At 65.3% G+C, this 24,205-nt stretch carries 29 protein-coding genes; 18 read left to right on the top strand and 11 right to left on the bottom strand.

Annotation, left to right across the window (positions count from 1 at the left end; genetic code table 11):
- Window positions 1-19: 19 nt before the first annotated feature.
- On the bottom strand, window positions 20-781 hold the full coding sequence (gene nth / locus ABGN05_RS08120; protein ID WP_367953507.1) for an endonuclease III: 762 nt from the start codon (window positions 779-781) through the stop codon (window positions 20-22).
- A gap of 21 nt (window positions 782-802) precedes the next feature.
- Between nth and ABGN05_RS08115 the strand changes: the two genes are divergently transcribed.
- The 3 genes from ABGN05_RS08115 (at window position 803) to ABGN05_RS08105 (ending at window position 3,230) form a co-directional block, all read left to right on the top strand.
- Window positions 803-1,288: a DUF2244 domain-containing protein gene (locus ABGN05_RS08115; protein ID WP_367953506.1), complete on the top strand. Its 486-nt coding sequence runs from the start codon at window positions 803-805 to the stop codon at window positions 1,286-1,288.
- Between the two features lie 72 nt (window positions 1,289-1,360).
- The gene (locus ABGN05_RS08110) at window positions 1,361-2,254 is read left to right on the top strand and encodes a methylated-DNA--[protein]-cysteine S-methyltransferase (protein WP_367953505.1); all 894 of its coding nucleotides are present in this window, start codon (window positions 1,361-1,363) and stop codon (window positions 2,252-2,254) included.
- Between the two features lie 70 nt (window positions 2,255-2,324).
- Window positions 2,325-3,230: a ribokinase gene (locus ABGN05_RS08105; protein WP_367953504.1), complete on the top strand. Its 906-nt coding sequence runs from the start codon at window positions 2,325-2,327 to the stop codon at window positions 3,228-3,230.
- A gap of 21 nt (window positions 3,231-3,251) precedes the next feature.
- On the opposite strand, the gene ABGN05_RS08100 is transcribed toward ABGN05_RS08105, so the two are convergent.
- Window positions 3,252-4,193, bottom strand: a complete 942-nt coding sequence (locus tag ABGN05_RS08100) for a nucleoside hydrolase (RefSeq protein WP_367953503.1) — start codon at window positions 4,191-4,193, stop codon at window positions 3,252-3,254.
- A gap of 118 nt (window positions 4,194-4,311) precedes the next feature.
- Here ABGN05_RS08100 and ABGN05_RS08095 point away from each other — a divergent pair, with 118 nt between their 5' ends.
- Both ABGN05_RS08095 and ABGN05_RS08090 read left to right on the top strand, forming a co-directional pair.
- Complete coding sequence (locus tag ABGN05_RS08095) at window positions 4,312-4,737, top strand: Hsp20 family protein (RefSeq protein WP_367953502.1); 426 nt, start codon at window positions 4,312-4,314, stop codon at window positions 4,735-4,737.
- A 61-nt stretch (window positions 4,738-4,798) separates the two neighbouring features.
- Window positions 4,799-5,056 carry a BQ00720 family protein gene (locus tag ABGN05_RS08090; RefSeq protein ID WP_367953501.1) on the top strand — a complete coding sequence of 86 codons (258 nt, stop codon included), beginning with the start codon at window positions 4,799-4,801 and terminating at the stop codon, window positions 5,054-5,056.
- Window positions 5,057-5,085: 29 nt separating this feature from the next.
- Here ABGN05_RS08090 and ptsN read toward each other — a convergent pair whose 3' ends face one another.
- The 6 genes from ptsN to ABGN05_RS08060 all read right to left on the bottom strand — a co-directional run bounded on the left by ptsN (window position 5,086) and on the right by ABGN05_RS08060 (window position 10,241).
- A complete protein-coding gene (ptsN, locus tag ABGN05_RS08085; protein ID WP_367953500.1) occupies window positions 5,086-5,550 on the bottom strand; it encodes a PTS IIA-like nitrogen regulatory protein PtsN in 465 nt (154 codons plus the stop codon).
- 67 nt (window positions 5,551-5,617) lie between these two features.
- Window positions 5,618-6,205 (bottom strand): ribosome hibernation-promoting factor, HPF/YfiA family, encoded by a 588-nt coding sequence (gene hpf, locus ABGN05_RS08080; RefSeq protein WP_367953499.1) that lies wholly within the window; start codon window positions 6,203-6,205, stop codon window positions 5,618-5,620.
- A 241-nt stretch (window positions 6,206-6,446) separates the two neighbouring features.
- The gene (gene rpoN / locus ABGN05_RS08075; RefSeq protein WP_367953498.1) at window positions 6,447-7,967 is read right to left on the bottom strand and encodes an RNA polymerase factor sigma-54; all 1,521 of its coding nucleotides are present in this window, start codon (window positions 7,965-7,967) and stop codon (window positions 6,447-6,449) included.
- A gap of 153 nt (window positions 7,968-8,120) precedes the next feature.
- On the bottom strand, window positions 8,121-8,924 hold the full coding sequence (lptB, locus tag ABGN05_RS08070; RefSeq protein WP_373695908.1) for an LPS export ABC transporter ATP-binding protein: 804 nt from the start codon (window positions 8,922-8,924) through the stop codon (window positions 8,121-8,123).
- 11 nt (window positions 8,925-8,935) lie between these two features.
- Window positions 8,936-9,496, bottom strand: coding sequence for an LptA/OstA family protein (locus tag ABGN05_RS08065; protein WP_367953497.1), 561 nt, complete (start codon window positions 9,494-9,496; stop codon window positions 8,936-8,938).
- Window position 9,497: 1 nt separating this feature from the next.
- A complete protein-coding gene (locus tag ABGN05_RS08060) occupies window positions 9,498-10,241 on the bottom strand; it encodes an LPS export ABC transporter periplasmic protein LptC (RefSeq protein ID WP_367953496.1) in 744 nt (247 codons plus the stop codon).
- A gap of 229 nt (window positions 10,242-10,470) precedes the next feature.
- On the opposite strand from ABGN05_RS08060, the gene sppA reads away from it, so the two are divergent.
- The 11 genes from sppA to ABGN05_RS08005 all read left to right on the top strand — a co-directional run bounded on the left by sppA (window position 10,471) and on the right by ABGN05_RS08005 (window position 20,296).
- Window positions 10,471-11,445, top strand: coding sequence for a signal peptide peptidase SppA (gene sppA, locus ABGN05_RS08055; RefSeq protein ID WP_367953495.1), 975 nt, complete (start codon window positions 10,471-10,473; stop codon window positions 11,443-11,445).
- A 48-nt stretch (window positions 11,446-11,493) separates the two neighbouring features.
- On the top strand, window positions 11,494-11,775 hold the full coding sequence (locus ABGN05_RS08050; protein ID WP_072601755.1) for an integration host factor subunit beta: 282 nt from the start codon (window positions 11,494-11,496) through the stop codon (window positions 11,773-11,775).
- A gap of 35 nt (window positions 11,776-11,810) precedes the next feature.
- Window positions 11,811-12,164: a LapA family protein gene (locus tag ABGN05_RS08045; RefSeq protein ID WP_367953494.1), complete on the top strand. Its 354-nt coding sequence runs from the start codon at window positions 11,811-11,813 to the stop codon at window positions 12,162-12,164.
- A gap of 27 nt (window positions 12,165-12,191) precedes the next feature.
- Complete coding sequence (gene lhpI / locus ABGN05_RS08040) at window positions 12,192-13,175, top strand: bifunctional Delta(1)-pyrroline-2-carboxylate/Delta(1)-piperideine-2-carboxylate reductase (protein ID WP_367953493.1); 984 nt, start codon at window positions 12,192-12,194, stop codon at window positions 13,173-13,175.
- A gap of 70 nt (window positions 13,176-13,245) precedes the next feature.
- Window positions 13,246-14,322, top strand: coding sequence for an RsmD family RNA methyltransferase (locus ABGN05_RS08035; RefSeq protein ID WP_367953492.1), 1,077 nt, complete (start codon window positions 13,246-13,248; stop codon window positions 14,320-14,322).
- Window positions 14,319-15,176, top strand: coding sequence for a TrmH family RNA methyltransferase (locus ABGN05_RS08030; protein ID WP_367953491.1), 858 nt, complete (start codon window positions 14,319-14,321; stop codon window positions 15,174-15,176). The genes ABGN05_RS08035 and ABGN05_RS08030 overlap by 4 nt, the downstream gene beginning before the upstream one ends.
- The gene (gene lspA, locus ABGN05_RS08025; protein ID WP_367954340.1) at window positions 15,176-15,676 is read left to right on the top strand and encodes a signal peptidase II; all 501 of its coding nucleotides are present in this window, start codon (window positions 15,176-15,178) and stop codon (window positions 15,674-15,676) included. Before ABGN05_RS08030 ends, lspA begins: the two co-directional genes overlap by 1 nt.
- 55 nt (window positions 15,677-15,731) lie before the next feature.
- Window positions 15,732-16,727 (top strand): acrylyl-CoA reductase (NADPH), encoded by a 996-nt coding sequence (gene acuI, locus ABGN05_RS08020; RefSeq protein WP_367953490.1) that lies wholly within the window; start codon window positions 15,732-15,734, stop codon window positions 16,725-16,727.
- Between the two features lie 206 nt (window positions 16,728-16,933).
- Entirely contained in the window at window positions 16,934-19,087 is a 2,154-nt protein-coding gene (locus tag ABGN05_RS08015) for a response regulator (RefSeq protein ID WP_367954339.1), read from the top strand.
- A gap of 106 nt (window positions 19,088-19,193) precedes the next feature.
- Complete coding sequence (gene olsB / locus ABGN05_RS08010; protein WP_367953489.1) at window positions 19,194-20,069, top strand: l-ornithine N(alpha)-acyltransferase; 876 nt, start codon at window positions 19,194-19,196, stop codon at window positions 20,067-20,069.
- Window positions 20,070-20,164: 95 nt separating this feature from the next.
- On the top strand, window positions 20,165-20,296 hold the full coding sequence (locus tag ABGN05_RS08005) for a hypothetical protein (protein WP_367953488.1): 132 nt from the start codon (window positions 20,165-20,167) through the stop codon (window positions 20,294-20,296).
- A 17-nt stretch (window positions 20,297-20,313) separates the two neighbouring features.
- Here ABGN05_RS08005 and ABGN05_RS08000 read toward each other — a convergent pair whose 3' ends face one another.
- The 3 genes from ABGN05_RS08000 to ABGN05_RS07990 form a co-directional block, all read right to left on the bottom strand.
- A complete protein-coding gene (locus ABGN05_RS08000) occupies window positions 20,314-21,288 on the bottom strand; it encodes a YihY/virulence factor BrkB family protein (RefSeq protein WP_367953487.1) in 975 nt (324 codons plus the stop codon).
- A gap of 76 nt (window positions 21,289-21,364) precedes the next feature.
- Complete coding sequence (locus ABGN05_RS07995; RefSeq protein ID WP_367953486.1) at window positions 21,365-21,577, bottom strand: hypothetical protein; 213 nt, start codon at window positions 21,575-21,577, stop codon at window positions 21,365-21,367.
- Between the two features lie 483 nt (window positions 21,578-22,060).
- On the bottom strand, window positions 22,061-22,243 hold the full coding sequence (locus tag ABGN05_RS07990; RefSeq protein WP_367953485.1) for a hypothetical protein: 183 nt from the start codon (window positions 22,241-22,243) through the stop codon (window positions 22,061-22,063).
- Between the two features lie 207 nt (window positions 22,244-22,450).
- Here ABGN05_RS07990 and ABGN05_RS07985 point away from each other — a divergent pair, with 207 nt between their 5' ends.
- Together ABGN05_RS07985 and ABGN05_RS07980 are read left to right on the top strand one after the other, a co-directional pair.
- Entirely contained in the window at window positions 22,451-22,585 is a 135-nt protein-coding gene (locus ABGN05_RS07985) for a hypothetical protein (RefSeq protein ID WP_367953484.1), read from the top strand.
- Window positions 22,586-22,762: 177 nt separating this feature from the next.
- Window positions 22,763-24,160, top strand: coding sequence for a sensor histidine kinase (locus ABGN05_RS07980; RefSeq protein ID WP_367953483.1), 1,398 nt, complete (start codon window positions 22,763-22,765; stop codon window positions 24,158-24,160).
- The last annotated feature ends 45 nt before the right edge of the window (window positions 24,161-24,205 follow it).

Raw genomic sequence — 24,205 nt, 5'->3', positions numbered from 1 at the left:
TGCGCGCGCACGGGGCGCCTCAGAGGCCCGCCTCGGGTATCGGACCGAGCGGCACGAGCGGTGCCGGGATCGCGTTCGTCTTTTCCGCAGCCTTGCAAAGGTCTGCGATGATGCAGCTCGTGCATTCGGGCTTGCGGGCCTTGCACACGTAGCGCCCGTGCAGGATCAGCCAGTGATGCGCGTGGCGCAGGTAATCCGCCGGTATCACCGCCAGTAGCCCGGCCTCGACCTCCTCCGGCGTCTTGCCTGGCGCCAGTCCCAACCGATTGCCGATCCGGAAGATGTGCGTGTCGACGGCCATGGTCGGCTGCCCGAACGCCATGTTCAAAACCACGTTCGCCGTCTTGCGCCCCACGCCTGGGAGCTTCACGAGCAGGTCCCGGTCGCCGGGTACCTCTCCCGCATAGTCGCGGATCAGCGCCTGCGACAGGGCAATGACGTTTTTCGCCTTGTTGCGCCAGAGCCCGATCGTTCGGATGTATTCGCCGACCCCGTCCTCTCCGATTTCCAGCATCTTTTGCGGTGTGTCGGCGACGGCGAAGAGCGCGCGCGTCGCCTTGTTGACGCCGGCATCGGTCGCCTGCGCCGACAGCACCACCGCGACAAGGAGGGTGAAGGGGTTCACGTGCTCCAGTTCGCCCTGCGGTTCCGGCCGCTGGACGGCAAACCGGCGGAACATCTCGCGGACTTCCTCGGGCGAATAGGCGCACTTGCGCCGCCTCTTCGCGGAGGTCTTTCCCGTGATGCGCGGTGCGGCGTTTTTGACCTTGGGCTTTTGCATCCGCTCTCTATAATTCCTGTCATGGACGAAACAAACGCCGCGGACGAGCCGATTTTCAGCGCGCTGCTGACGCCGCATCGTTCGCTCGGCCCCAGGGGTTTCGCCATTCTCATGGGCGTCATCGGTATCATCTCGTTCGCGATCGGCCTGCTTTTCTGGTCGATCGGCGCATGGCCGATCGTTGGCTTCTTCGGCCTCGACGTGCTCCTCGTCTACTTCGCGTTCAAAATGAACTATCGCGCGGCGCGCGCCCGCGAGGAGGTGACCGTTACCCGCACGCGGCTGGACATCCGAAAGATTGCGCCTTCGGGGCGCGGCGAGACGCATCTGTTCAACCCGTTCTGGGCGAAGTTCGCCGTGTCCCGCCACAACGAGATCGGCATCACGCGGATGGCCGTCGAGGGACAGGGCCGCGATGTCACGATCGGAAGTTTCCTCAATCCCGACGACCGCGAGAGCTTCGCGACCGCCTTCGGGCAGGCGCTCGCGACGGCGAAGTCGCGCTGATCCGGGATAGGCAAGTTTCGGGTGGAGAGGGTTTCCGGTTCGCGCGATAGTCGCGGTCAAGGAGACAACGCCATGAACGCCCAGACCGCCATCCTGCAGAAAGACATCACGCCTGCCGCGCATGCCGCCGATTTCGGCGACTACGAGATCGTGCGGAAGGTGATCGAGAAGATCAGCCGCGACTACCGCGACCAGCCCTCGCTCGAAGAGCTTGCCGAGGCAGTGGGCGAGACGCCCACGGGTCTGCAGAAGCTGTTCACACGCTGGGCGGGGCTGTCGCCGAAAGCCTTCCTCCAGGCGGTCACGCTCGATCATGCGAGGCGGCTGCTCGACGAGGGCCTGCCGCTCCTGGAAACTTCGCTCGAACTCGGCATGTCCGGTCCGGGCCGTCTGCACGACCTTTTCGTCACGCACGAGGCCATGTCGCCGGGCGACTACAAGTCGCGCGGGGCGGGGCTGACGATCCGCTACGGCTACCACGTCTCACCCTTCGGTATCGCGCTCGTCATGGCGACCGACCGGGGCCTGGCAGGGCTTGCCTTCTGCGACGCGGGCGAGGAGAAGGCGGCCTTCGCCGACATGTCCGGGCGCTGGCCGAACGCCACCTATGTCGAGGACCTGTCCGCCACGGTGCCCTATGCCGCCCGCATCTTCGAGCCGGCGCGCTGGCGGGGCGAGGAACCCCTGCGGGTGGTGCTGATCGGAACCGATTTCCAGGTTCGGGTCTGGGAGGCGCTTCTGAAGATACCGCTGGGACACGCCAAGCCCTATTCGCGCATCGCCGCCGAGATCGGCGCGCCGAAGGCCAGCCGCGCTGTGGGCGCCGCGATCGGTGCGAACCCGGTTTCCTTCGTGGTCCCGTGCCACCGGGCGGTGGGAAAATCCGGCGCACTGACCGGATATCACTGGGGCCTCACCCGCAAGCGCGCCATTCTCGGATGGGAAGCGGGCCGGATGGCGGGATAGCGCCAGCCTTGCCATTTCAATCTGCGGCCCAAATCGTCTAGCGTGCCTCCGCAACGTCCGGGAGGCACGCGTGGTCATCGTCATCGGCTCCATCAATCTCGACCTCATCACCACGGTCGACCGTCTTCCCCACGCCGGAGAGACGGTCAGCGGCGACCGCTTCTCGACCGCTCCGGGCGGCAAGGGCGCCAACCAGGCGCTCGCGGCCGCGCGTGCGGGTTCAGAGGTCCGCATGATAGGGTCGGTCGGAAGCGATGCCTTCGCCGAGGAGGCGCTGACCCTGCTGCGCGCCGGCGGCGTCGACCTTTCCGGCGTCCATGTCTCCCACGCGGCGACCGGCGTGGCGCTTATCCTGGTAGGCGCAGACGGCGAGAACATGATCGCCATCGCGCCGGGCGCCAACGCCGCCGTCCTGCCGGGTGACGTCGGCAAGGCCATGATGGAAAAGGGAGACGTCGTGCTCCTCCAGCACGAGATCCCCATTTCGACGGTCGAAGCTGCGCTCCGCGCTGCCCGGAAGGCAGGGGCCGTGTCGATCCTGAACACCGCGCCTTTCCGCGCCGACGCGGTTTCCCTGCTCACCGAAGCCGACATCGTCGTCGCCAACGAGACGGAATTCGAAAACTATGCGGGCGCGCTCGGTCTGACCGGCGCCGATCGTGTCGGCAAGATGCGGTCGTTCGCCGGCACCACCGGCAGGACGATCGTGGTGACGCTCGGCGGGGAGGGCGCGGTTGCCGCTTCGCCCGGCGCCGAGCTTTCGGTGCCCTCGATACCCATCACGCCCGTCGACACGGTCGGGGCGGGCGACACGTTCTGCGGGTATCTCGGCGCGGGACTGGCCGAAGGGGCGGGGCTCAACGCCGCGCTGAAGCTTGCCGCGGTGGCCGGCGCGCTCGCCTGCCTGAAGCCCGGCGCGCAGCCAGCGATACCGTTGCGCTCCGACGTGCTGGAGGCGTTGAAGGCCGCTGGGTAGGAATTTCGGAGCCGACGTCGCTCAGAGACGGCCAAGGCGTTCCGTCAGAAGGTCGAAGAAGCCGTCGGAATCGACGTCGCGCATCACCATGGCGTTCTTCTCGCGGCCGGTGACGCCCCACCAGTCCACCACCGTCATGCCCATGGTGAGTTCGGACGCGGTCTCGATCGCGACGTTGCAGAAGCGGCCCCCGAAAAGGTCGGGACGGATGAGATAGGCGATCACGCAGGGATCGTGCAGCGGTCCGCCGTCGCTGCCGTACTTCTCCTCGTCATAGCGCTCGAAGAATTCCAGCAGTTCCGCTGTCGCGATCCCGACGCGGGTACCGAGCGCGCGGAACGACTCCACCCTTCTGGCGGTCGTCAGCGCCTTGTGGGTAACGTCGAGCGGCATGACGACGAGCGGGATGCCGGCTTTGAAGACGATCTCTGCAGCGTGCGGATCGACATGGATGTTGAATTCCGCCGCCGGCGTGACGTTGCCGCCCTCGAAGAAGCCGCCGCCCATCAAGACGAGCTCGCGGATGCGCGGCGCGATCTCGGGCGCGCGGTTTAGCGCCGCGGCGATGTTGGTGAGCGGTCCGAGCGTGCAGAGCGTGACGGCCTTCTCGTCTTCGGCCAGCAGCGTCTCGACGATGAAGTCGACCGCGTGCTGTTCCTGGAGCGGCATTGCCGGCTCGGGAAGATCGGGACCGTCGAGCCCGGTGCGCCCGTGAATGTGTTCGGCGGTGACGAGCCGCCGCACCAGCGGTCGCGTGCATCCGGCGAACACGCTGGTCTCCGGCCTGCCCGCGAGCTCGCATATCTTGCGCGCGTTCTTTTCCGTCAGCGCCAGCGGAACATTGCCGGCGACCGCGGTGATGCCGAGCACGTCGAGCTCGGGGCTTCCAAGCGCCAGCAGGATGGCGACGGCGTCGTCCTGGCCGGGATCAGTGTCGATGATGATCTTGCGCGGGGCACCCATGGCCAACTCCTGCAACCGCTTGAACTTCATGAAGCGGCGGACCATATCAGTGGCACGCGGGAGAATGCCATCCGGGTTTTTCCGCTTTCCACGTCGCTCTTAGGAGGACCAAATACAGATGTCGCGCATGACGCCCTTTTCGAGCCCGCTCCTGCTCGGGTTCGATGCCATGGAAAAGACGCTCGAACGCGTGGCCAAGACCGGCGACGGTTATCCACCCTACAACATCGAACGGCTCCGCGGGACCGACGCCGATGGTGAGCGGCTCCGCATCACACTGGCGGTGGCGGGGTTCTCGGAAGACGACCTCGAGGTTACGACCGAGGAGAACCAGCTGGTAATCCGTGGCAAGCAGACGGACGACGTCGAGCGCGAATACCTGCATCGCGGCATCGCCGCGCGGCAGTTCCAGCGTTCCTTCGTTCTTGCCGATGGCATGCGGGTGGTGGGAGCGGAACTGAAGAACGGGCTCCTCTCCGTCGATCTCGACCGTCCCCAGCCTGAAAGGCTGGTACGGAAAATAAACATATCGGTGAAAGACTGAACGGAACCCTTAGCTCGAACGCGGGTTGGCATGTTGGCAGCCCTCGGCAAGGAGGCTTGAAATGACTGAACAAGAACGGATTTCCACGATGACGGCGGACCAGTTCGCCCATCTGGGTGAAGGCGCGCTCGCCTACCTCAAGAAGGTGAAGAGCGAGGAACTGAAGGGCCGCTTTCCGGGGATGCCGGAGATTGCACCCGGCCTTGAGCTTTGGGCGCTGTTCGCGGCCAATGGCCAGCCCATCCTGCTGACGGACGAGCGCGACAGCGCGCTCGGGGCCGCAATGCAGAACGACCTCACGGCAGTCAGCATCCACTGACGGCCGCAGGACACCGGCCTGGCACCCGTTCAGGCGGCGTGCGAGGCCGGGGTCGATGCCAGGAAGGTATGAATCGCGGCAGCATCCTTCGTGCCGCGGATTTTTGCGACAGTCTCCGAATCCCGCAAGACCCGCGCGATGCGGGAGAGGGCTTTCAGGTGGTCAGCACCCGCACCCTCGGGCGCAAGCAGCAGAAAGACGATGTCGACCGGCTGATCGTCGAGCGCCTCGAATTCCACCGGATGGTCCAGTCTCGCGAAGACGCCGGTGATCTCTTTCACTCCGGGCAGCTTTCCATGCGGAATGGCGATGCCATTGCCGACACCCGTCGAGCCGAGCCGCTCGCGCTGGAGGATGGTGTCGAATATCTCGCGTTCTGCAAGCCCGGTGATCTCGCTCGCCTTCTCGGCCATGAGCTGCAAAAGCTGCTTCTTGGAGTTGGCCTTCAAGGCCGGCATGATCGCCGGAACGTCGATCAGATCGCTCAGATCCATTGCTTCGCGTCCTTAGTTTGTGCCACCGCGGGGCCGTCCCCAACAGGCCGAGAAATGCGATGAGGCTCTAGGATCCGTTCGATGCCACGGCGGATGGATCGATCCAGCCGATGTTCCCGTCGGCCCGGCGGTAGACGATGTTGATCGTGTCCGTCCCCGCGTTGCGAAACACGTAGACCGGGCTGTCCTTGGTGTCGAGTTCGATGACGGCGGATGCCACGCTCATGGTCTTGAGCACGAGCGAGGTCTCGGCGACGACGGTCGGGGCGTAGTCCTCCGCGACTTCCTCCTCCTCTTCTGCAACCGCGGCAACGATCCTGTAGGGAATGTCGGTCCAGATCGCCTCTTCGGGCGATGCAGCTTGATGCGACTTCAGGCGGCGCTTGTAGCGGCGCAGCCGCTTCTCGATGCGGTCGGCGGCCGCGTCGAACGCAAGTTGCGGATCCAGCGCCTTCCCCTCGGCCTGAAGCGCCATCCCCGTGTCCAGATGGATCATGCAGTCGGCCGAGAAGCGCGACCCGGACTTTTCCACAGTGACGTGGCCGGAGAACCCCCCATCGAAGTATTTCGAGATCGCTTCCTCGATCCTCTGATCGATTCGGGTGCGGAACGCCTCACCCATTTCCATCTGCTTGCCGGATATACGCAGGCCCATCTCGAAACCGACCTTTCCTGCCGTGGTGTGTGACGCTACCGAGTTTATACCTGCGACCGCCCGGCACAAGCACGTGCGGCGACGTAACGCCAGGTTCCGGCGCGAGTTCCGATGTTGCCGGACGGCGCAGCACGCCGGTCCGCGGGTGGGCGGCTTCTAGGAACTTCGATTTGCTTTGTCAACGCGAAGCAAGTCGCCTGAGGGTTTCCGCAGCGGCAAAGACGGCCGGACCAGCCCATGTCTACATCGCGCCGGCCATCGCCCGCTTTTCCCGCCGCCGCTGCACCGAGGACGGAATGTTCATGCCCTCCCGGTACTTGGCGACGGTACGGCGCGCGATGTCGATGCCGCTTTTCCTCAGAACGTCGACGATCGCATCGTCGGAGAGCACATCAGAGGGTTTTTCCTCGTCGATCATCTGGCGAATGCGATGGCGGACGGACTGGGCGGAATGTGCGTCGCCGCCTTCGGCCGAGGCGATTGCGGCGGTGAAGAAGAAGCGGAGTTCGAAGACGCCGCGCGGCGTCTGCATGTATTTGTTCGCGGTGACGCGGCTGACCGTCGATTCGTGCATCTGAATCGCCTCGGCCACCGTCTTCAGGTTGAGCGGACGCAGATGCCGTATGCCCTTCATGAGGAAGGCGTCCTGCTGCCGAACGATCTCGGACGCAACTTTGACGATGGTGCGGGCACGCTGGTCGAGGCTACGCGTCAGCCAGCTTGCGCTCTGCATGCAATCGGACAGGAATTCCTTGTCGGCCGGGGACCGCGCGCCGGACGAGATCCGCGCCAGATAGGTCTGGTCGACCAAAACGCGTGGCAGGGTGTCGGGGTTGAGCTCCACGGCCCAGGTGCCGTCCGGGGCGGGACGCACGACCACGTCTGGCACGATCGTCTCGGCTCCCTGCCCGGTGAAACCGGCACCCGGTTTCGGGTCGAGCGCCTTGATCTCCCCCAGCATGTCGATCAGGTCGCCTTCGTCCACCCCGCAGAGGCGCCGCAGGGCGACGAAATCGCGTCGCGCCAGGAGGTCGAGGTTGTTCAGGAGCACCTGCATCGCGGGATCGAGCCTGTTCAGCCGCTTGAGCTGGATTGCCAGGCATTCGGAGAGGTTGCGGGCGAACAGGCCGGGCGGGTCGAAGTTCTGGCAGCCGATCAGGACCGTTTCAAGCAAAGAGCGGTCGATTCCCAGGCGCAGCGCAAGTTCGGCCAGATCGTCGCGAATATACCCTGAATCGTCCAGACTGTCCGCCAGTTCCGACGCGATGATCCTGTGCACCGGCTCCGCGAAACCGAAGGCGATCTGCTCGGTGAGGGAATCGCGCAGAGTGACGGCGGCGGCTGCTACGTCCTCGAGGTCGAAACCGCCGTCGCCGCCCGAGCCGCTTGATCCCGCGGCCGATTTCCACGTCAGCGAAAGGTCGGGGCTGAGCCGGTCGCGGGTTCCAGGATCATCCGGATAGAGGTTCTCAAGCGATGAATCCAGGCGGTCGGCGAGCCTTTCGGCATTGTGGTCGAGATCGGAGGCGAACCAATCGGTCTCGCCGTCCGCCTCGCGCTCTGGGGGGGGCTCTGCCTCGGGCTCCGGCCGGTCGTCCTCGTCGGCGCGACGCTCGAGAAGCGGATTGCGCTCGATCTCGTCGTCGATAAAGCGCTCAAGTTCGGCATGCGTGAACTGGAGCAGCCGGATCGACTGCATCAGCTGCGGCGTCATGACGAGCGCCTGCGATTGCCGCAGTTGGAGTTTCGCTGCGAGCGCCATACTGATTACCCTGTACCCCACACCCGGTCCTTGCGGACCAACCGTCCAGCCGCATTAGAAACTGGCCCGGCTTTTGCTTGTCAAGGCCAAGCTATCAGGCGGCGCTTACCGAACGGTTTCAGGGGAAGATCAAAGGCGGATGGTGCAGGCGGGTCAGAGCGAGAACGCCTCGCCGAGATACAGGCGCCGCACGTCGGGATTGCTGATGATGTCGTTGGCCCGGCCATGCGTGAGGACCTGGCCCGCATGCAGGATGTAGGCGCGATCGATCAGCCCCAGCGTCTCGCGGACGTTGTGATCGGTGATCAGGACACCGATGCCGCGGGCGGTCAGATGCCGCACGAGCTGCTGGATGTCGGCGACCGCGATGGGATCGATGCCGGCGAAGGGCTCGTCGAGCAGCATGAAGCTCGGGTTCGACGCCAGGGCCCTGGCGATTTCCAGGCGCCGCCTCTCGCCGCCCGACAGCGCGATTGCTGGCGACTTCCGCAGGTGCGAGATGTGGAATTCCTCCAGCAGCTCGTCCAGCTTTTCCTCGCGCCGCTTGCGGTTCTTCTCGACGACCTCGAGCACCGCGCGGATGTTCTGCTCGACCGTGAGGCCTCGGAAGATCGAGGCCTCCTGCGGCAGATAGCCGATGCCGAGGCGGGCGCGCCTGTACATGGGCATCGTAGTGACGTCGAAACCGTCGATCTCGATCGTGCCCTCGTCGACGGGCACGAGGCCGGTGACCATGTAGAAGCAGGTGGTCTTGCCTGCGCCGTTAGGTCCGAGGAGGCCGACGGCCTCGCCCGCGCGCACGCCGATTGAGACGCCGCTCACCACGGTGCGGCCGCGATAGCTTTTGGACAGGCCGCGAGCGATCAGCGTGCCCTTCAGCTTCTCACGATCCGGCTTGGCCGCCGGTGTCGTGGCGGCGGCGGGGACGCTGGCGGATCTGCGCGAGAAAAACGACACTCCAGGCCGCCCTACTGCGACCGCGAACTCGGCTGCAGGAGCATTTTCACCCGGCCCGAGCCCTTCTTCTTCCCGCACCCGTCCAGCGTCGCCTCTCCGGTGCTCATCAGCACGGTGAGCTTGCAGCCGACGATGACGTTGGGGCCGTCGGAGAGAACGACCTCCTTGCCGGACATGGTCAAGGTGTCGGTCGCCATATCGAAGGCCGCCTGGTCGGAGGTCGCCACTTGGGTCTGGGTCTTGACGTAGACCTTCCCGTCCACTTCGATCCGCTCGATGCTCTGCATCGACTCGCCGCTGGGCGCCTGCTGGTCCCCTTCGCCTTTCTTGGCGTAGTAGACCTTCATCCGCGTCGATTTGAGCAAGGTCTCGCCCTGCACGACGTTGACGTTGCCGGTGAAGATCGCGAGGCCGTCGGCATCGCGAACCTCCAGCTTGTCGCTCTCGATCTGGATCGGCTGGTCGCCGGAGAGCTTCAATCCCGTGAAGCGGCTCTCGCCCTGGGCCATGGCGGCCGAGCAGCCGATCATGGCCGCGAAGAGTGCGGCAAGGGCGCGGAAATGGCGCGTCATCCTAGTTCCCCGTTTTCCCGGCGCCAGCCGCCGACTCTTCGTTCTCTACTTCGCGCGGATCGATCTTCATCCGGACCCTGTCCTCAAAGAGGAAAACGTCTCCTCTTTCAAGAACCTGGAACTTGTCGGAGGTGATGCGGGACCCGCCCTGGACGATTTCCACGGGGTCGGAGGTTCTGAGTTCTCCCGCTTCCATGTCGAGAAATGCCGACTTGAACTTCGCCGTCAGACCGTCGGAGGTGGTGAATGTCGCAGGCGTGTTGATATCGAGGGTGCGTCCCTCGTCGTCGTAGAGCCCGCCATCGGCACTGATGACGGCCCAGGAGTCGGACGAGAGCGGAACCTTGGCATCGATCCCCTCGAGCTTGATGGCACCCGTCATGGACAGATCCTGGATGGCTCGCCTGGCCTTCATGGAATAGGGAAGATTTTCCTTGGTGTAGCCGTTCATGGTCGGATTGGCCATGACGAGCTTGCCGTCGGCGATACCCGACCCGACGATGTCGATCGAAATCCCCGCCGGGGAAAGGACATAGGAATAGATCGCGAAGCCGCCTGCGAGCAGCACCGCCAGGGTGGGCAGCAGGATCTTGAACAGCCGCACCCTGCGCGAATGACGCAACGCACCGGCGAAGGCGGTTTCGCGGCCTTGCGACGACGTGTCCACGGCTCCGCCTTGCGGGCTCGGGCGATACTGAGCGTAGTGAGCCGTGTTCGTTGCCATGTCGTGCCGGATGAGCCTCATGGTTCCCGTTGCCGCGGCAACAGGTCGAATTATCGGACGCATTCGGTCCGACTACAGGCCCCATTGCACTGCAATATGGTGATTTTTGGATTAATCGCAATCCCGCGCGACCCGCGATCAGCCTACTGGCCATCGCAGACCGGCGGATGGGGCACGCCGCCGGCGTTTCCAATCGCCTCGGGAAGCGCTAGAAGCGGCAGACCATTTCATCGTTCCCGCGAGGAAACCCATGGCGCTTCGTGCCGACGACATCATCGACCGCCGCCGGTTGCGGCGCAAACTCACCTTCTGGCGCGTGGCGACGCTTATCGCCGCCGCGATCGCCATTGCCATCTTCGGTTACTGGGCGTTCGGCGACGCTGTGCCGGGAACGGGCCGCAACCACATCGCCCAGGTGAGCATCGAGGGCACCATCGTCGAGGACGAAGAACTGATCGACCGGCTGGAACGCATCGGCAAGGCCGACGCAGTCAAGGGGGTCATCCTGACCATCGATTCCCCCGGCGGAACGACCGCCGGCGGCGAGGCAATCTTCGAGGCGGTCCGGAGCCTGGCGGAAAAGAAACCCGTGACGGCGCAGGTCGGCACTTTGGCCGCCTCGGCGGGCTACATGATCGCCAGCGCGACCGATCATATCGTGGCGCGCAAGTCCTCGATCGTCGGATCCATCGGCGTCCTCGTCCAGTATCCGGATTTGACGGGGTTGATGGAAAAGCTTGGCATCGGCCTCGAATCCATCAAGTCGTCGCCTCTGAAGGCCGAACCGTCGCCGTTCAATCCGACGACCGAGCCGGAGCGCCAAATGATCCGCGCCATGATCCTCGATTCCTACGACTGGTTCGTCGGGCTGGTGACCGAGCGGCGTCCGCTGTCGCGCGAGGAGGTGCTGGCGCTGGCCGACGGCTCCGTCTTCACCGGCCGGCAAGCGCTTAAGCTCAAGCTCGTGGATGCGGTCGGCGGCGAGGACGTCGCGATCGAATGGCTCAAGGAGCAAGGGGTCGATCCCGATCTGGAGGTCATCGAATGGAAGAAGAAGGGCTCCGGCAACTTCCTCTTCGCGCAGTCGATCATGCGCGCGATCGCAAGCGCGATCGGCCTGCCTTCCTCCGGCGCGGACCTTATCCGCGACCTCGGTGGTGATCGTATCTTCCTTGACGGTCTGCTGTCGCTCTGGCAACCTGACACGGCTGCCAGGCGCGATTGATAATGCCAGCGGAAACAAGGATTTCGCGGCACGAGAGGAATCCTGCCAATGATAAAATCCGAGCTGGTCCAGAGCATCGCCAACCGCAATCCGCATCTCTTCCTGCGCGACGTGGAAAACATCGTCAACGCGATCTTCGAGGAGATCACGGAAGCGCTCGCGGAGGGCAACCGCGTCGAGTTGCGGGGCTTCGGCGCCTTTTCGGTCAAGAACCGACCGGCGCGGACCGGGCGCAACCCCAGGACGGGCGAGTCCGTTGAGGTCGAGGAAAAGTGGATCCCCTTCTTCAAGACGGGGAAGGAACTTCGCGAGCGCCTCAACATGAAGTAGCCACGGCTGCTTCTTCAAGAAAAAACGGATAGCGAATGCTCAACAGGGTCGTTCTAATCGTCATCGTCGTTCCGGTCGCCATCATCCTGATCGCGCTGGCCGTCGCCAACCGGCAGATGACGGCCTTCACGCTCGATCCGTTCAATCCGGGCAACATGGCGCTGACGATCCAACTGCCGCTGTTCGTGATGCTGTTCCTCGCTCTGATCGTCGGCATGATCATTGGCAGTCTCGCGACATGGATGCGGCAGGGTCGCTACCGAAAGGAAGCGCGCGTGCAGCGGCGCGAGGTGCACAATCTCCTGAACCAGCAGCGCGCCGCACCGGCTACAGAGGCGCAGCGCAATGCCGCCCCCGGCACCACCGGCGTGCCCGCGCCGCGTGGCTGAGCGCGCAGCGCATCGCCGGAGCCCTCCATGCGCATGATCGACGCCGGCGAGGTCGACCGCGTCCTGAATTTCGCAGGTCTGATCGAGACACTGCGCGAAGCGTTCCGGGACGGCGCGGTCCAGCCTGTGCGACACCACCATACGATCGAACGGCCGGACGGAGCCTCCTCCACCCTGCTCCTCATGCCGGCCTGGAACGACTTCCAGCGCGCCGGAACGTCTGACGGCGGCTTCGTCGGGGTGAAGATCGTCACCGTCTCCCCTGACAATAATGCCATCGGCAAACCCGCGGTCATGGGGCTCTATCTCCTGCTGGACGGCAGGACCGGCGAACCGCGTGCGCTGATCGACGGCCAGCGGCTGACGCAATGGCGGACCGCCTGCGCATCGGCGCTCGCGGCGAGCTACCTGGCGCGCGAGGACGCGTCGCGGCTGCTGGTGATCGGCGCGGGAGCGCTCGCGCCGTTCCTTGCCAAGGCGCATTCGGCGGTCAGGCCGATCAACGAAATCCGCATCTGGAACCGGACTCCGGCCAATGCCGGCAGGGTGGCCGAAGCGCTTTCAGCCGAGGGGTTGAACGCGACGGCGGTGACGGACCTCGCCGAGGAGATCGGCCGCGCCGACATCATCTCCTCCGCCACCATCTCGACCGACCCCCTGATCGAGGGCCGCCATCTCCGTCCCGGTACGCATGTCGATCTGGTCGGCGGCTTCACGCCGGCGATGCGCGAGGCAGACGACGAGGCGATCCGGCGCGCGCGCGTCTTCGTCGATACCCTTGCGGGCGCTACGAAGGAAGCGGGAGACATCGTCCAGCCGCTCGCATCTGGCGCCTTGTCGAAGGATGCCATCGTCTCCGATCTCTTCGGCCTGACCCGGAGCGAGAAGGCGGGGCGCGAAACCGGGGGCGAGATCACCCTCTTCAAGTCCGTCGGCGCCGCGCTGGAGGACCTCGCGGCGGGCATCGCAGTCTACCGGGCGGTCGATGGACCGGCGGGACCGGATCGCTGAGCCTCGACCGCGTTGCGCCTGTTGCGGCGCTATGGCAGAAGCGCGCGATGTTTCAGAACGAGGCAAGGCCGTGAAGCCCCCGCGCGAAAAGCGCCGCGACGCGCGGCCGCGGCCGAATGCGGCCGGCCGGGATCGTCGGCGGTCGGGCGATGCAGCCCCGTCGCATGGACTCGGCTCCGCTCCCGCTGCGACGAGGCCGAATCCCGAGGCGGCACAGGCGGTCAAGCCGCGCGCAAGACGCTCCGGTACGCTGCCCGCCGAGACGGTTCCGCTCATCCTGGAAGTCACCCCCAACGAGGATTATGCCCTGCTGGATTCGGGCAGCGGCGAAAAGCTGGAACGGTACGGTCCCTACCGCATCGTGCGGCCCGAAGGTCAGGCGATCTGGGCCCGTGCCCTGCCGGAGGCGGACTGGAACGACGTCGACGCGATCTTCACCGGCGACACCGACGAGGAGGGCATGGGCCGCTGGCGCTTTCCCAAGGCCGTGCTCGGCGAGACCTGGCCGATGCGGCATGACGGCATCGACTATCTCGGCCGGTTCACCTCGTTCCGGCATGTTGGCGTCTTTCCCGAACAGGCCTCGCACTGGAGCCAGATGGACGCGCTGATCCGCGGTGCCGGGCGGCAGGTGAGGGTGCTGAACCTTTTCGGCTATACCGGGATTGCCTCCCTGGTCGCCGCGCGCGCGGGCGCCGAGGTGACGCATGTGGATGCCTCGAAGAAGGCGATCGGCTGGGCGCGCGAGAACCAGGAGGTCGCCCGGCTCGGAGACAGGCCGATCCGCTGGATCTGCGAGGACGCCAAGAAATTCGCCGAGCGCGAGGAGCGCCGTGGCAGCCGCTACGACATCGTGCTCCTCGACCCGCCGGCCTATGGGCGCGGACCGAAGGGCGAAGTCTGGCAGCTCTTCGAGGATCTGCCCGACATGGTGGACCTCGCCCGCTCCATCCTGACTGACCGGCCGCTGGCGGTGGTGCTCACGGCCTATTCGATCCGGGCGTCCTTCTTCGCCATCCACGCGCTGATGCGCGACAGTTTCGCGGGCATGGGCGGGCGCGTCGAATCGGGCGAACTCGTCATCCGCGAGAAGGCGGCGGGCCGCGCGCTCTCCACGTCGCTGTTCTCCAGATGGGTAGGCGCATGAATTCCGGGCAGCGAAGCGGACATCGGGTCGGGCAGGTCAAGGAGGTCACCAGCCTCGCCAATCCGATCGTGAAGGACATCAAGGCGCTGGCGCTGAAGAAATTTCGCGACCAGCAGAACGCCTTCCTCGCCGAGGGCCTGAAGCTCGTCATCGACGCGCTCGACCTCGGCTGGACCATCCGCACGCTCGTGTTCTCGAAGTCAGGGCTTGGCAATCCCGCGGTCGAGAAAATCGCCGCGCGCACGGTGGCGGCGGGCGGGCTGGTGCTCGAGGTCAACGACAAGGTGATCTCCGCCATCACCCGCCGCGACAACCCGCAAATGGTGGTCGGCGTCTTCGAGCAGCGCTGGACGCCGCTTGGCGAGGTGAAACCGTCCGGCCAGGACGTCTGGGTGGCGCTGGACCGTGTCCGCGATCCCGGCAATCTCGGGACCGTCATCCGAACCGTGGACGCCGTCGGCGCGAAGGGCGTGATCCTCGTCGGCGAGACCACCGATCCCTACGCCATCGAAACCGTGCGCGCGACCATGGGCTCGATCTTCGCCGTGCCGGTCGCGCGGACGTCGACGCAAGGGTTCCTCGCCTGGCGGCAAGGCTTCAAGGGAATGCTGGCGGGAACGCATCTGAAGGGCTCCGTCGATTACCGCAGCGTGGACTATGCCGGCCGACCCGTGGTGCTTCTCATGGGTAACGAGCAGCAGGGCCTGCCGGAGGAACTCGCCGCCTCGTGCGACCGCCTGCTGCGCATCCCCCAGGCAGGGCGCGCCGATTCGCTCAATCTCGCCGTCGCCACCGGGGTCATGCTCTACGAGGTGCGCCGTTCGGCCCTGTCGCTCGAGGCCGCCGGCGCATGATGAAACGTCCGCTTCTGCTCGTGGTGATCGCGATCGCGGCGGTGGGGCTCGACCAGCTGATCAAGTATCTGGTCGAGACCGGCATGGAGATGCACGAGCGGATCGAGCTCCTGCCGGTGCTTTCGCTCTTTCGCATCCACAACACCGGCATCGCTTTTTCCATGTTTTCCGGGTCGGGCAACCTGTTCCTGGTCGTCATGGCCGCCGCGGTCATGGGCTTCGTGACCTGGCTCGCGTCGCGCACGGAGCCGCACCAGGCCGTCGCGCGAATGGGGTTCGCGCTCGTCCTGGCTGGCGCCGCTGGAAACCTGATCGATCGCGCGCTCCTCGGCTATGTCGTGGACTACATCCTATTCCATGTCGGGAACTGGTCGTTCGCCGTCTTCAACCTGGCCGACGCGTTCATCACGGTCGGCGCTCTGCTGGTCGTGGTCGAGGAACTGCTTGCCTGGCGGCGGCCGGTGGAGCGAAACCCGGACGACCGGCCTCCCGGTGGTTGACGACATTCCCTCGCGGAAGCACAGTCGGCGAGAGGAAACGAAGCTGGGAAAAGACATGCCGGAAACGTTCAGGGCCCTTCTCGTCACGCGCGACGAGGACAAAAAGCAGTCGGTCGCGGTCGCCGAGATGACGGAAGACGATCTGATGGAGGGTGACGTCACGGTCGCCGTCGAGGCGACGACGGTGAATTACAAGGACGGGCTGGCGATCACCGGCATGGCGCCCGTGGTCCGGCGCTTTCCGCTCGTTCCGGGGATCGACTTCGCCGGCACGGTGGTCAAGTCCTCGCACGTGGACTGGCGCGAGGGCGACCAGGTGATCCTCAACGGATGGGGGGTCGGCGAGACCCATCACGGCGCCTATGCGGGGCTCGCGCGGGTCAAAGGCGACTGGCTGGTGAAGCTTCCGCCGCAGATCACGCCTTTCGAGGCCATGGCGATCGGCACGGCCGGCTATACGGCGATGCTCTGCGTCATGGCGCTCGAACGCCATGGCATCGCGCCGGAGCGGGGTCCGGTCATCGTGACCGGTGCCGCTGGCGGCGTGGGCTCGATAGCGATTGCCATCCTTTCCCGGCTCGGCTTCCACGTCGTCGCATCGACCGGGCGCACGTCGGAGGAGGACTACCTGCGGGATCTCGGCGCGGCGGAAGTCATTGCGCGAGACGAACTGTCGGGACCCGCCCGCCCGCTCGGGCGAGAGCGCTGGGCCGGCGGGGTGGACGCCGTCGGCAGCCATACGCTCGCCAACGTTCTTTCGATGACATCCTATGGTGGCGCGGTGGCCGCCTGCGGGCTGGCCGGGGGCATGGATCTTCCGGCGAGCGTCGCGCCCTTCATCCTGCGGGGCGTCTCCCTGCTCGGCATCGATTCCGTCATGGCGCCCCTCAGCCTGCGCCGGGAGGCCTGGGGACGGCTCGCGCGAGACCTCGACCGCGCGAAACTGGCCTCGCTGTCGACCACCATCGGCTTCGGCGGCATAGTCGATGCCGCGCATGCCATCGTGGAGGGCAGGATACGCGGGCGGGTCGTCGTCGACATGGCGAAATGACCGGTATCGCTAAAGTTTTAGCGGGCTCTCAAAAGCTTCTCTAATCCGTGTTCGCCTAGGGTCCGGCCATGACGTCGGATCAGGGGACCGCGAACACCAGAGCGATCCGTCCCGCAGCCACGATCGGCGCGGGAGGGACCGGGCTCGCACGAACGCCAGCTTCCTTGCGGCAGCTACGCGACCGCTTCGCGATCGGCGATCTCGTCATGCTGACCGCTATCCTCGTCCTGACCGGATATTCCTTTCTCAGCGGCGCTCCGGGTCTCCTGAGCTACGGCCTGCTCCTGACCGGTCTGGCCGGCGTAGCCCTGCTCGCACGCGTGCTCATCGAGGACCGGCGCGAGATGCGCCTGTCCGAGAAGGCGGCCGAGAGAAATCGCGAGGAGATCGAAAGCCTAGCCGACCGCATGTGGGAATTGCGCGAAAGCGAGGAGCGTTTCCGCGGGCTGATCGACGCGCTGGGCGACCTGGTGGTGCACCGCGACCATGACGGACGGATCGTCTACACCAATCGCGTCTTTGCCGAGATGTTCGACCGCCACCCGCGCGATCTCACCGGGCGCACGCTCGAGGAACTGGGCGTCGAGGTAGGCGTGGTTCCGGACGCCGCCTTCGCGGACGGTGAACACCTCACGTCGGCGGACGTCGCGATCCAGACAGCCGCGGGGGTCCGCTGGTTCTCCTGGATCGAACTCTCCGTGCGCGACGAGGCGACCGGCACCGTGTCACACCGGACCATCGCGCGCGACATCACGGGGCGCAAGCGCGCCGAGGCCGCCCTGATCGCCGCGCGCGAGCGGGCCGAATTCGCCAGCCAGGCGAAGTCCCGGTTCCTGGCGACCGTCAGCCACGAGATCCGGACGCCCATGAACGGCATCATGGGGATGGCGAAGCTGCTTGCCGACACGGACCTGACGCCAGAGCAACGCACCTATGTCGGCGCCGTCTCGACCTCCGCGAACGCGCTGCTCGCCCTGATCGAGGATCTGCTCGATTTTTCCAAGATCGAGGCCGGACGCTTCGAGCTCGAGCCGCAGTCCATCTCGCCGCGCGAACTGGTCGAGAACGTGGTCGAGCTGATGGCGGCGCGCGCCTTCTCCAAGAACATCGGACTGGGCTGCCACATCGATCCCGAGGTTCCCGCGATCATCGAAGCCGATCCGGGACGGCTGCGGCAAATCATGCTGAACCTCGTCGGCAACGCGGTGAAGTTCACCGAGGAAGGCGGCGTTCTGGTTACCGTCACCGCCAGCCGCGACGACGAGGCGCCGGCCCTGCGCTTCGGCATCGTCGACAGCGGTCCCGGCCTCACTCCCGGCGAGATCGGCCGCATCTTCCGCGAATTCGAACAGGCCGACGGCACGTCCACGCGCAAACATGGCGGAGCCGGACTGGGCCTGGCGATTTCCAAGCGCATCGCCGACGCCATGAAGGGACGCATCGTCGTCGAAAGCGAGATCGGCAAGGGATCCCAGTTCACCTTCGAACTGCCCTTGCCGGAACAGACGCCGGTTTCGACGGAGCGGCGCGCCGTGTTGCGCGGAAGTTCGATCCTGATCGTGTCCGAGAACGTCGTCGAGGCGGAAGCCATGGCTATGACGCTGCGCGGCAATGGCGGCGCGGTTCGCGTCGCGCGGTCCTTGGGAGACGCCGAACACCTCATTTCCGACGGCAGGAGCGCATTCGCCGCGATCCTGATCGATGCCGCGATCGAGAGTGTCGACGGCGCGGCGCTGTCGCGGCTGCGCAAGCATTCGGATGCTGATTTCCAGGCTGTCATCCTGATCGCCCCGACCGATCGGGGCAAGCTGTTCCAGTACCGAAGCGCGGGCTACTCCACCTTCCTCGCGAGGCCGGTTCGTGGCGCGACCATGCTGCGCATCCTCACGAAGGGCCTCGTCGAGCCGCCCGTGCAGGGTTCGGTGCACAGCCTGCGCACGCATCGGCCCACCGGGCGTCGTCCGCGCGACAAGGCCACGAGTGTGCTTGTCGCCGAGGACAACGAGATCAACGCCTTGATGACCCGCGCGGTGCTGGAGAAGAGGGGTTACGGGGTGATCCATGTCGGCGACGGGAAATCGGCCGTCGACGCGGTGATCGCCTCGCGGGAGGGGGCGACCATCGATGTCGTGCTGATGGATCTTCACATGCCGGTCATGGACGGGCTCGACGCCATCGCGCTCATCCGCAAGCACGAGGAAGAAAAAGGCCTGCCGGCCATTCCCATCATGGTGCTTTCGGCCGACAGCCAGGAAAGCACCCGGCACACCGTTCTCGCCCACGGCGCCACTGGATTCGTGACGAAGCCGCTCGATCCGCATGCGCTCCTGGAGGCGGTCCAGGATCAGGCTGCCGCCTGAGCCGGCCCAAGTCGACCTTGGCCGAACGTTGCGGGGAATGCGCTGTCATCCTATTGTAGCACTGAGGTCGTATCGCCCGCGAACTCTGGCGACGAGGGAGAATCACATGTCGGCAGCCATGTTTCCGCAGTGCGTCCCGTCCCCCTCCAGCGCCATCGCAGTCGACGAAACTCCCGGAAGGACTGCCCTTCTTGGACGACTCGGCTCGATGGAAGTCCGGCTTGCGCGCAATTCCTCCGAAATCGCCGCGGCGCAGGAGATCCGCTTCCGCGTGTTCTATGACGAACTCGGCGCAAAGCGCCAGTACGTGCATGCGCTGGAACAGCGCGACGCCGACCGGTTCGACGCGATCTGCGACCACCTCCTGGTCTTCGACACGGCGATCGGCGGTCCGGACCATCGCCAGATCGTCGGCACGTATCGCCTGTTAAGGCAGGAAGGCGCGCTACGGGCTGGCGGTTTCTATTCGGACGAGGAGTTCGAACTGGAAGCGCTGATGGCACGCCATGCCGAGCGGCGTTTCCTCGAACTCGGCCGCTCCTGCGTCCTGCCCGAATACCGGTCGAAGCGAACAGTGGAACTCCTCTGGCAAGGCATTTGGGCCTACTGCCGCCAGCACGACATCGACGTGATGACCGGCTGCGCCTCCTTCCCCGGCACCATTCCGGCCAGCCATGCCGAGGCATTGACCTTCCTGGCCCACAACGCCCGCGCGGGCGCGGACTGGGACGTGCGGGCGGTCGCCTCGCGCTACCGCTCCATGGACCTCATGCCGATCGAGGCGGTGGACATGCGCTCCGCGCTGGCCGCCATGCCGCCGCTGATCAAGGGCTATCTGAGGCTGGGCGCGCGTTTCGGCGACGGCTGCGTGATCGACCATGATTTCAGCACGACCGACGTCTTCGTCGTGTTGCCGACCGAATGGATATCCGGCCGCTATCTCAACTACTATGGCGCCGATGCCCAGCGCTTCGCGGCATAGAGGCCAGGTCGGGCCGCGCGACGGTTGATCCAGGTCAAGGTGGACCCCCGCGGTTTCCTCCATCGATGAAAACATCATCGATGGAGGAACAAGACATGCCCACCGAAAGCCTGATCGTCGTCACCGCCGTGCTCGCAGCCTTCGCCTTCTTCAGCGCCATCGTCATCTTCGGCGACCTGACGTGGAACGGCACCGGCAAAGGCGCGCCCGGAAAGAGGACATCCTAGGAACCGGCGGGCAGCCTTCAGTCGACCACAGGACGGCCGAGCGTATCCGCGACCGTCGCCCCGCGTTCGCCCATGGGCTGGGGATCGCCGGTCGTTGAATCCCGCGCCGTCTGGTGCTCCATCTCGGCGTTGATCTCGGCGCCGACGATGAGGATCACGACCGAGATCCACGCCCACAGCATGAAGCCGATCACCGCGCCGAGCGAACCATAGGTGGCGTTGTAGTTGGCGAAATTTTGCAGGTAGTAGGAGAATGCGATCGATGCGACGATCCACACGACCGTCGCCAGGCCGCTTCCCCATGAGATCCAGCGCCATTTGGCGGTCTCCCTGCTCGGGCCATAGCGATAGAGAAGCGAGACGCCGAACACGATCAGCACCAGCATGAGCGCCCAGCGCCCGATGGCGATCAGCTGCTCGGAGAACTGGCCGAGATTGACGATCGACAGGAACGCCGGGATGACGCCGACGACGGCGATCATGAGGATCCCCATGACCATGGCCCCCAGGGTGAAGGTGAAGGCGACGAGATTGAGCCAGACGAAGGAGCGTTTTTCGTTCTCCTCGTAGGCGACGTTGAGCGCCTCGAAGAGCGTCTTGACCCCGTTGTTGGCACTCCAGAACGAGATCAGGAAAGCGAAGACGAAGCTCAAGCTCAGCGCGCTGCTATCCTGGGTCACGAGGCTCTCCAATTGGTCCTGGATCAGCTCCATGCCTCCTGACGGCAACACCCCGCCCAGAAACGAGACCTGCTCGGCGATGTTGGATGGATCGGCCACGAATCCATAGAGAGACACGAACGCGGCCATTGCCGGGAACAGGGCCAGGAGCAGGTAGAACGCAGCGCCGGCGGCGATCAGCGTCACGCGGTCTTCCGTGATCTCGCTCCACACGCGCCAGAGGATATCCTTCCAGCCCTTGGCGGGGATCTCGGATGGCCACTCCGCCTCGCGTCCTCGTCCTGCTTCGCTGCCGGCGTCAGCCTTCGACATGTCTTTGCTCCCTCAAGCCCTCGACCCGAAGGAAACAACGGTTCGCGGGCGAGGTTCCGTAAGGTGTCCCGGCAGGTCAGCCGCGCTTGCGGTCCGGCATCCCGGCCCGGTCCGCGGGGACCTCGTCCTGCCAGTCGGTTTCGCCGATCGAACGTAGCTCGAGGTCGACGCGTTTGATGTCGTCCTCGTCGAGCGCCCCGGCGTCCGGCAGCGGACCCGTCGCGGAAACAGCCGGCTTCCGCTTTTCCCGTTTGGCATCCTTCGAAAGCTGAACTTTTCTGTCCGTCATCTGAATTCTCCCGCGATCGTCTCGGTTCGTACGGGAACCCGCGCGCGTAACAGTTTGTTCCCCTGACAGGCGAAGGCGAACACGCCCTTGTCGGAAGGCAACGGAGGCGACGATGAGTTCCTATCTGAAGAGCCTGGCGGCCGAATTCCTGCCCGAATGGCTTAAAGCCAGGCGGGAGGGCAAGGATGTAGTGCCCGTGGCCGTGCCCCCGCCGGAGCCCGCCCCTGCGCGCAGTGGGGACGGCAGGGCTGATAAACCCCGTGAAGAATAGAATGGTCGTGGAGGGGTTCTTTCGGATTATGTTCGGTTGTTCGTAGCAGGGCTCGGCCCTTTCATCCTGGCAGCCCTCGTCATCTGGGCCTTGCTGCGCAAAAGTCTCTACCCCAGTGAGGAGACCCGAGGCGTCGCATTGCCGAGCACATATATCGCGAACAGCCTTGTGCGAGGCGCCTCCATGGCGCCTCGCTGTACGCGTGCCGGGTATCAATTTTCTATCGTGTGCTCGGCGTCGGCGACGGGCTGTTCGGGCGCAATGGCGACGCCGTAGATCTCGGCGATCCACCAGGCGCCCATCGCCAGGATGATACCGGCGACCAGAACGATCAGAACCGGCACCCCCTTGCGTCCCTGACGTGCCTTCGTTTCCGGAACCTGCGGTGCGGCCATGGTCAATTCCTTTCATGAGTGGGTATTGTCGGATGGACCCTTCGTCCATCCCGCTTCAGCCGACCAACCAGCCGACAAGAGCGATGCGATCTCTTCGAAAGGCAACGTGCGGCAGGGCCGCCTAGTTCCAGGCCGCTGCGCGGTGTGGGAACTGCAGCATTCCGCAATGGGTCTGGTCGGACAGAAAACGGCAGCGAGGAAACCGCCATGGACGACCTTCTCAGATCGCCCTCCACCGCGCTGAAAAGCAGGGTTGGGCCGAGGAAGAAAACCGCAACCGCGTTTCGCGACGATAAACTCTACGCTGTGTTCGAAGACCACAGGCGCTGGTTCATTGGGTGAGGATGAACGGTGGGTGCCGGACGGCCGGATTTCGCCGAAGATCATCAAGCCGGCTAAAACCGATTGACGAGCGTCCGGACTGATTGAATGATGCGCCTGCCCGATGGGCCAACAAAAGGCGCCGCGCCGGCCTAACCGTCCGCATGCGGATTCAGATGCGCCTGATGCGGGGGAGCAGTGAACAGCCTGATACCCGACGGCCGGTATGCCGATGAGGTCCACCTTCCGCCGCCGGTAAGAGTAGCGCTCCAGGCCGCCCGCATCGGCATCTGGGACTGGGATCTCAGGACCGGTACAATCGTCTATTCGGAACTGGCGAAGAGGATCTGCGGGTTTCCACCCGATCGGCCGGTAACGTTTCAGCAAGTGAGCGACGTGACCGACCCGGAGGACCTCCCGCGTACCTCCGCGATGGCCCGCCGCGCGCTGGACCCTGCCATCCGGGAGCAGAAGGAATTCCGTTACCGCATCCGGCGGGCAAGCGACGGTGCGGTGCGCTGGGTCGAGGCTTATGGCGAGGCGATTTTCCAGGAGATCGACGGTCGCGAGCAGGCCGTGCGGTACGTCGGGACCTTGAAGGACATCACCGATGAAAAGCTCGCCGACGACGCGCTCGCCGAGAGTGAGGCGACGCTGCGTCTGGCCATGGACGCGGCCGAGATGGCGATCTGGGACCTCGACCTGGCGACCGGCACATTGAAGCACTCGCCGGAACTCAACCGGATATGCGGCTTCCCGGCGGATGCCAGCCCCACGGTGGAGGAACTGCGCGCGCGCTATGCACCCGGCGAGCGCGAGCGTATCCAGGAGGAGGGCGCGCAGGCAATGGCGCGCGGCGAGATGCGCTTCCAGTCCGACTTCCGCTATCTGTGGCCGAACGGAGCGGCACGATGGCTGCGGCTGCGCTGCCAGTTCGCGCCGAGCCAGGACGGTTCGCGCAGGCGCGTCATCGGCATCCTCTACGACATAACCGACAGCAAGGAGAGCGAGCAAAGGCTCGAACTGCTCGCCGACGAGCTGAACCACCGCTCCAAGAACACGCTGGCGATCATCCAGACCATCGCCAAGCAGACGTTTCGCGAAACGGTCGCCATCGATGCGGCCCTGAAGCTCTTCAATTCGCGCCTGCGGGCACTGGCGATCGGAAACGACCTTGCGCTGAAGGGCAGCACCTCGGATGCGCCGCTGCGCGAAGTGATCCTGTCGGCTCTCACGCCGTTCCAGCCGACCGACCGGGACGCGTTCGAACTCGACGGTCCCGACGTCGGCCTCCCGGCGAAACGCGTCGCCCCTCTGGCGCTCGCCATCAACGAGCTTGCGACGAATGCCTCGAAATACGGAGCGCTGTCGTCCGCCATGGGGCGGGTGCGCATCAGCTGGGAACTCTGCGCGGCGGGAAGTGTGACCCTCGACTGGCGCGAGACCGGCGGCCCGCCGGTCATCCCGCCAGAGCGGCGCGGCTTCGGATCCAGGCTGCTCGAACGGGGCCTCTTCCGCGCTGCCAACGATCGCGTCCGGCTCGACTACCCGGCCAGCGGCTTCACCTGTCGGATCGAGCTCGATCCCGACGGATAGCGGTGCGCCGGACGGATCCGCCGATGGAGCGGACCCGATGAAGCC

The sequence above is a fragment of the Aquibium pacificum genome (assembly GCF_040839445.1).
GTDB lineage: Bacteria > Pseudomonadota > Alphaproteobacteria > Rhizobiales > Rhizobiaceae > Aquibium > Aquibium pacificus.
Note: the sequence above shows the minus strand (reverse complement) of the source record. Positions and strands in the feature narration are given on the sequence as shown.

Bases quoted from the DNA above. Each gene is read 5' to 3' on its own strand.
- nth (WP_367953507.1), bottom strand. From the start codon at position 781: ATGCAAAAGCCCAAGGTCAAAAACGCCGCACCGCGCATCACGGGAAAG.
- ABGN05_RS08115 (WP_367953506.1), top strand. From the start codon at position 803: ATGGACGAAACAAACGCCGCGGACGAGCCGATTTTCAGCGCGCTGCTG.
- ABGN05_RS08110 (WP_367953505.1), top strand. From the start codon at position 1,361: ATGAACGCCCAGACCGCCATCCTGCAGAAAGACATCACGCCTGCCGCG.
- ABGN05_RS08100 (WP_367953503.1), bottom strand. From the start codon at position 4,193: ATGGGTGCCCCGCGCAAGATCATCATCGACACTGATCCCGGCCAGGAC.
- ABGN05_RS08095 (WP_367953502.1), top strand. From the start codon at position 4,312: ATGTCGCGCATGACGCCCTTTTCGAGCCCGCTCCTGCTCGGGTTCGAT.
- ABGN05_RS08090 (WP_367953501.1), top strand. From the start codon at position 4,799: ATGACTGAACAAGAACGGATTTCCACGATGACGGCGGACCAGTTCGCC.
- ptsN (WP_367953500.1), bottom strand. From the start codon at position 5,550: ATGGATCTGAGCGATCTGATCGACGTTCCGGCGATCATGCCGGCCTTG.
- hpf (WP_367953499.1), bottom strand. From the start codon at position 6,205: ATGGGCCTGCGTATATCCGGCAAGCAGATGGAAATGGGTGAGGCGTTC.
- rpoN (WP_367953498.1), bottom strand. From the start codon at position 7,967: ATGGCGCTCGCAGCGAAACTCCAACTGCGGCAATCGCAGGCGCTCGTC.
- ABGN05_RS08065 (WP_367953497.1), bottom strand. From the start codon at position 9,496: ATGACGCGCCATTTCCGCGCCCTTGCCGCACTCTTCGCGGCCATGATC.
- ABGN05_RS08060 (WP_367953496.1), bottom strand. From the start codon at position 10,241: ATGAGGCTCATCCGGCACGACATGGCAACGAACACGGCTCACTACGCT.
- sppA (WP_367953495.1), top strand. From the start codon at position 10,471: ATGGCGCTTCGTGCCGACGACATCATCGACCGCCGCCGGTTGCGGCGC.
- ABGN05_RS08050 (WP_072601755.1), top strand. From the start codon at position 11,494: ATGATAAAATCCGAGCTGGTCCAGAGCATCGCCAACCGCAATCCGCAT.
- ABGN05_RS08045 (WP_367953494.1), top strand. From the start codon at position 11,811: ATGCTCAACAGGGTCGTTCTAATCGTCATCGTCGTTCCGGTCGCCATC.
- lhpI (WP_367953493.1), top strand. From the start codon at position 12,192: ATGCGCATGATCGACGCCGGCGAGGTCGACCGCGTCCTGAATTTCGCA.
- ABGN05_RS08030 (WP_367953491.1), top strand. From the start codon at position 14,319: ATGAATTCCGGGCAGCGAAGCGGACATCGGGTCGGGCAGGTCAAGGAG.
- lspA (WP_367954340.1), top strand. From the start codon at position 15,176: ATGAAACGTCCGCTTCTGCTCGTGGTGATCGCGATCGCGGCGGTGGGG.
- acuI (WP_367953490.1), top strand. From the start codon at position 15,732: ATGCCGGAAACGTTCAGGGCCCTTCTCGTCACGCGCGACGAGGACAAA.
- ABGN05_RS08015 (WP_367954339.1), top strand. From the start codon at position 16,934: ATGCTGACCGCTATCCTCGTCCTGACCGGATATTCCTTTCTCAGCGGC.
- olsB (WP_367953489.1), top strand. From the start codon at position 19,194: ATGTCGGCAGCCATGTTTCCGCAGTGCGTCCCGTCCCCCTCCAGCGCC.
- ABGN05_RS08005 (WP_367953488.1), top strand. From the start codon at position 20,165: ATGCCCACCGAAAGCCTGATCGTCGTCACCGCCGTGCTCGCAGCCTTC.
- ABGN05_RS08000 (WP_367953487.1), bottom strand. From the start codon at position 21,288: ATGTCGAAGGCTGACGCCGGCAGCGAAGCAGGACGAGGACGCGAGGCG.
- ABGN05_RS07995 (WP_367953486.1), bottom strand. From the start codon at position 21,577: ATGACGGACAGAAAAGTTCAGCTTTCGAAGGATGCCAAACGGGAAAAG.
- ABGN05_RS07990 (WP_367953485.1), bottom strand. From the start codon at position 22,243: ATGGCCGCACCGCAGGTTCCGGAAACGAAGGCACGTCAGGGACGCAAG.
- ABGN05_RS07985 (WP_367953484.1), top strand. From the start codon at position 22,451: ATGGACGACCTTCTCAGATCGCCCTCCACCGCGCTGAAAAGCAGGGTT.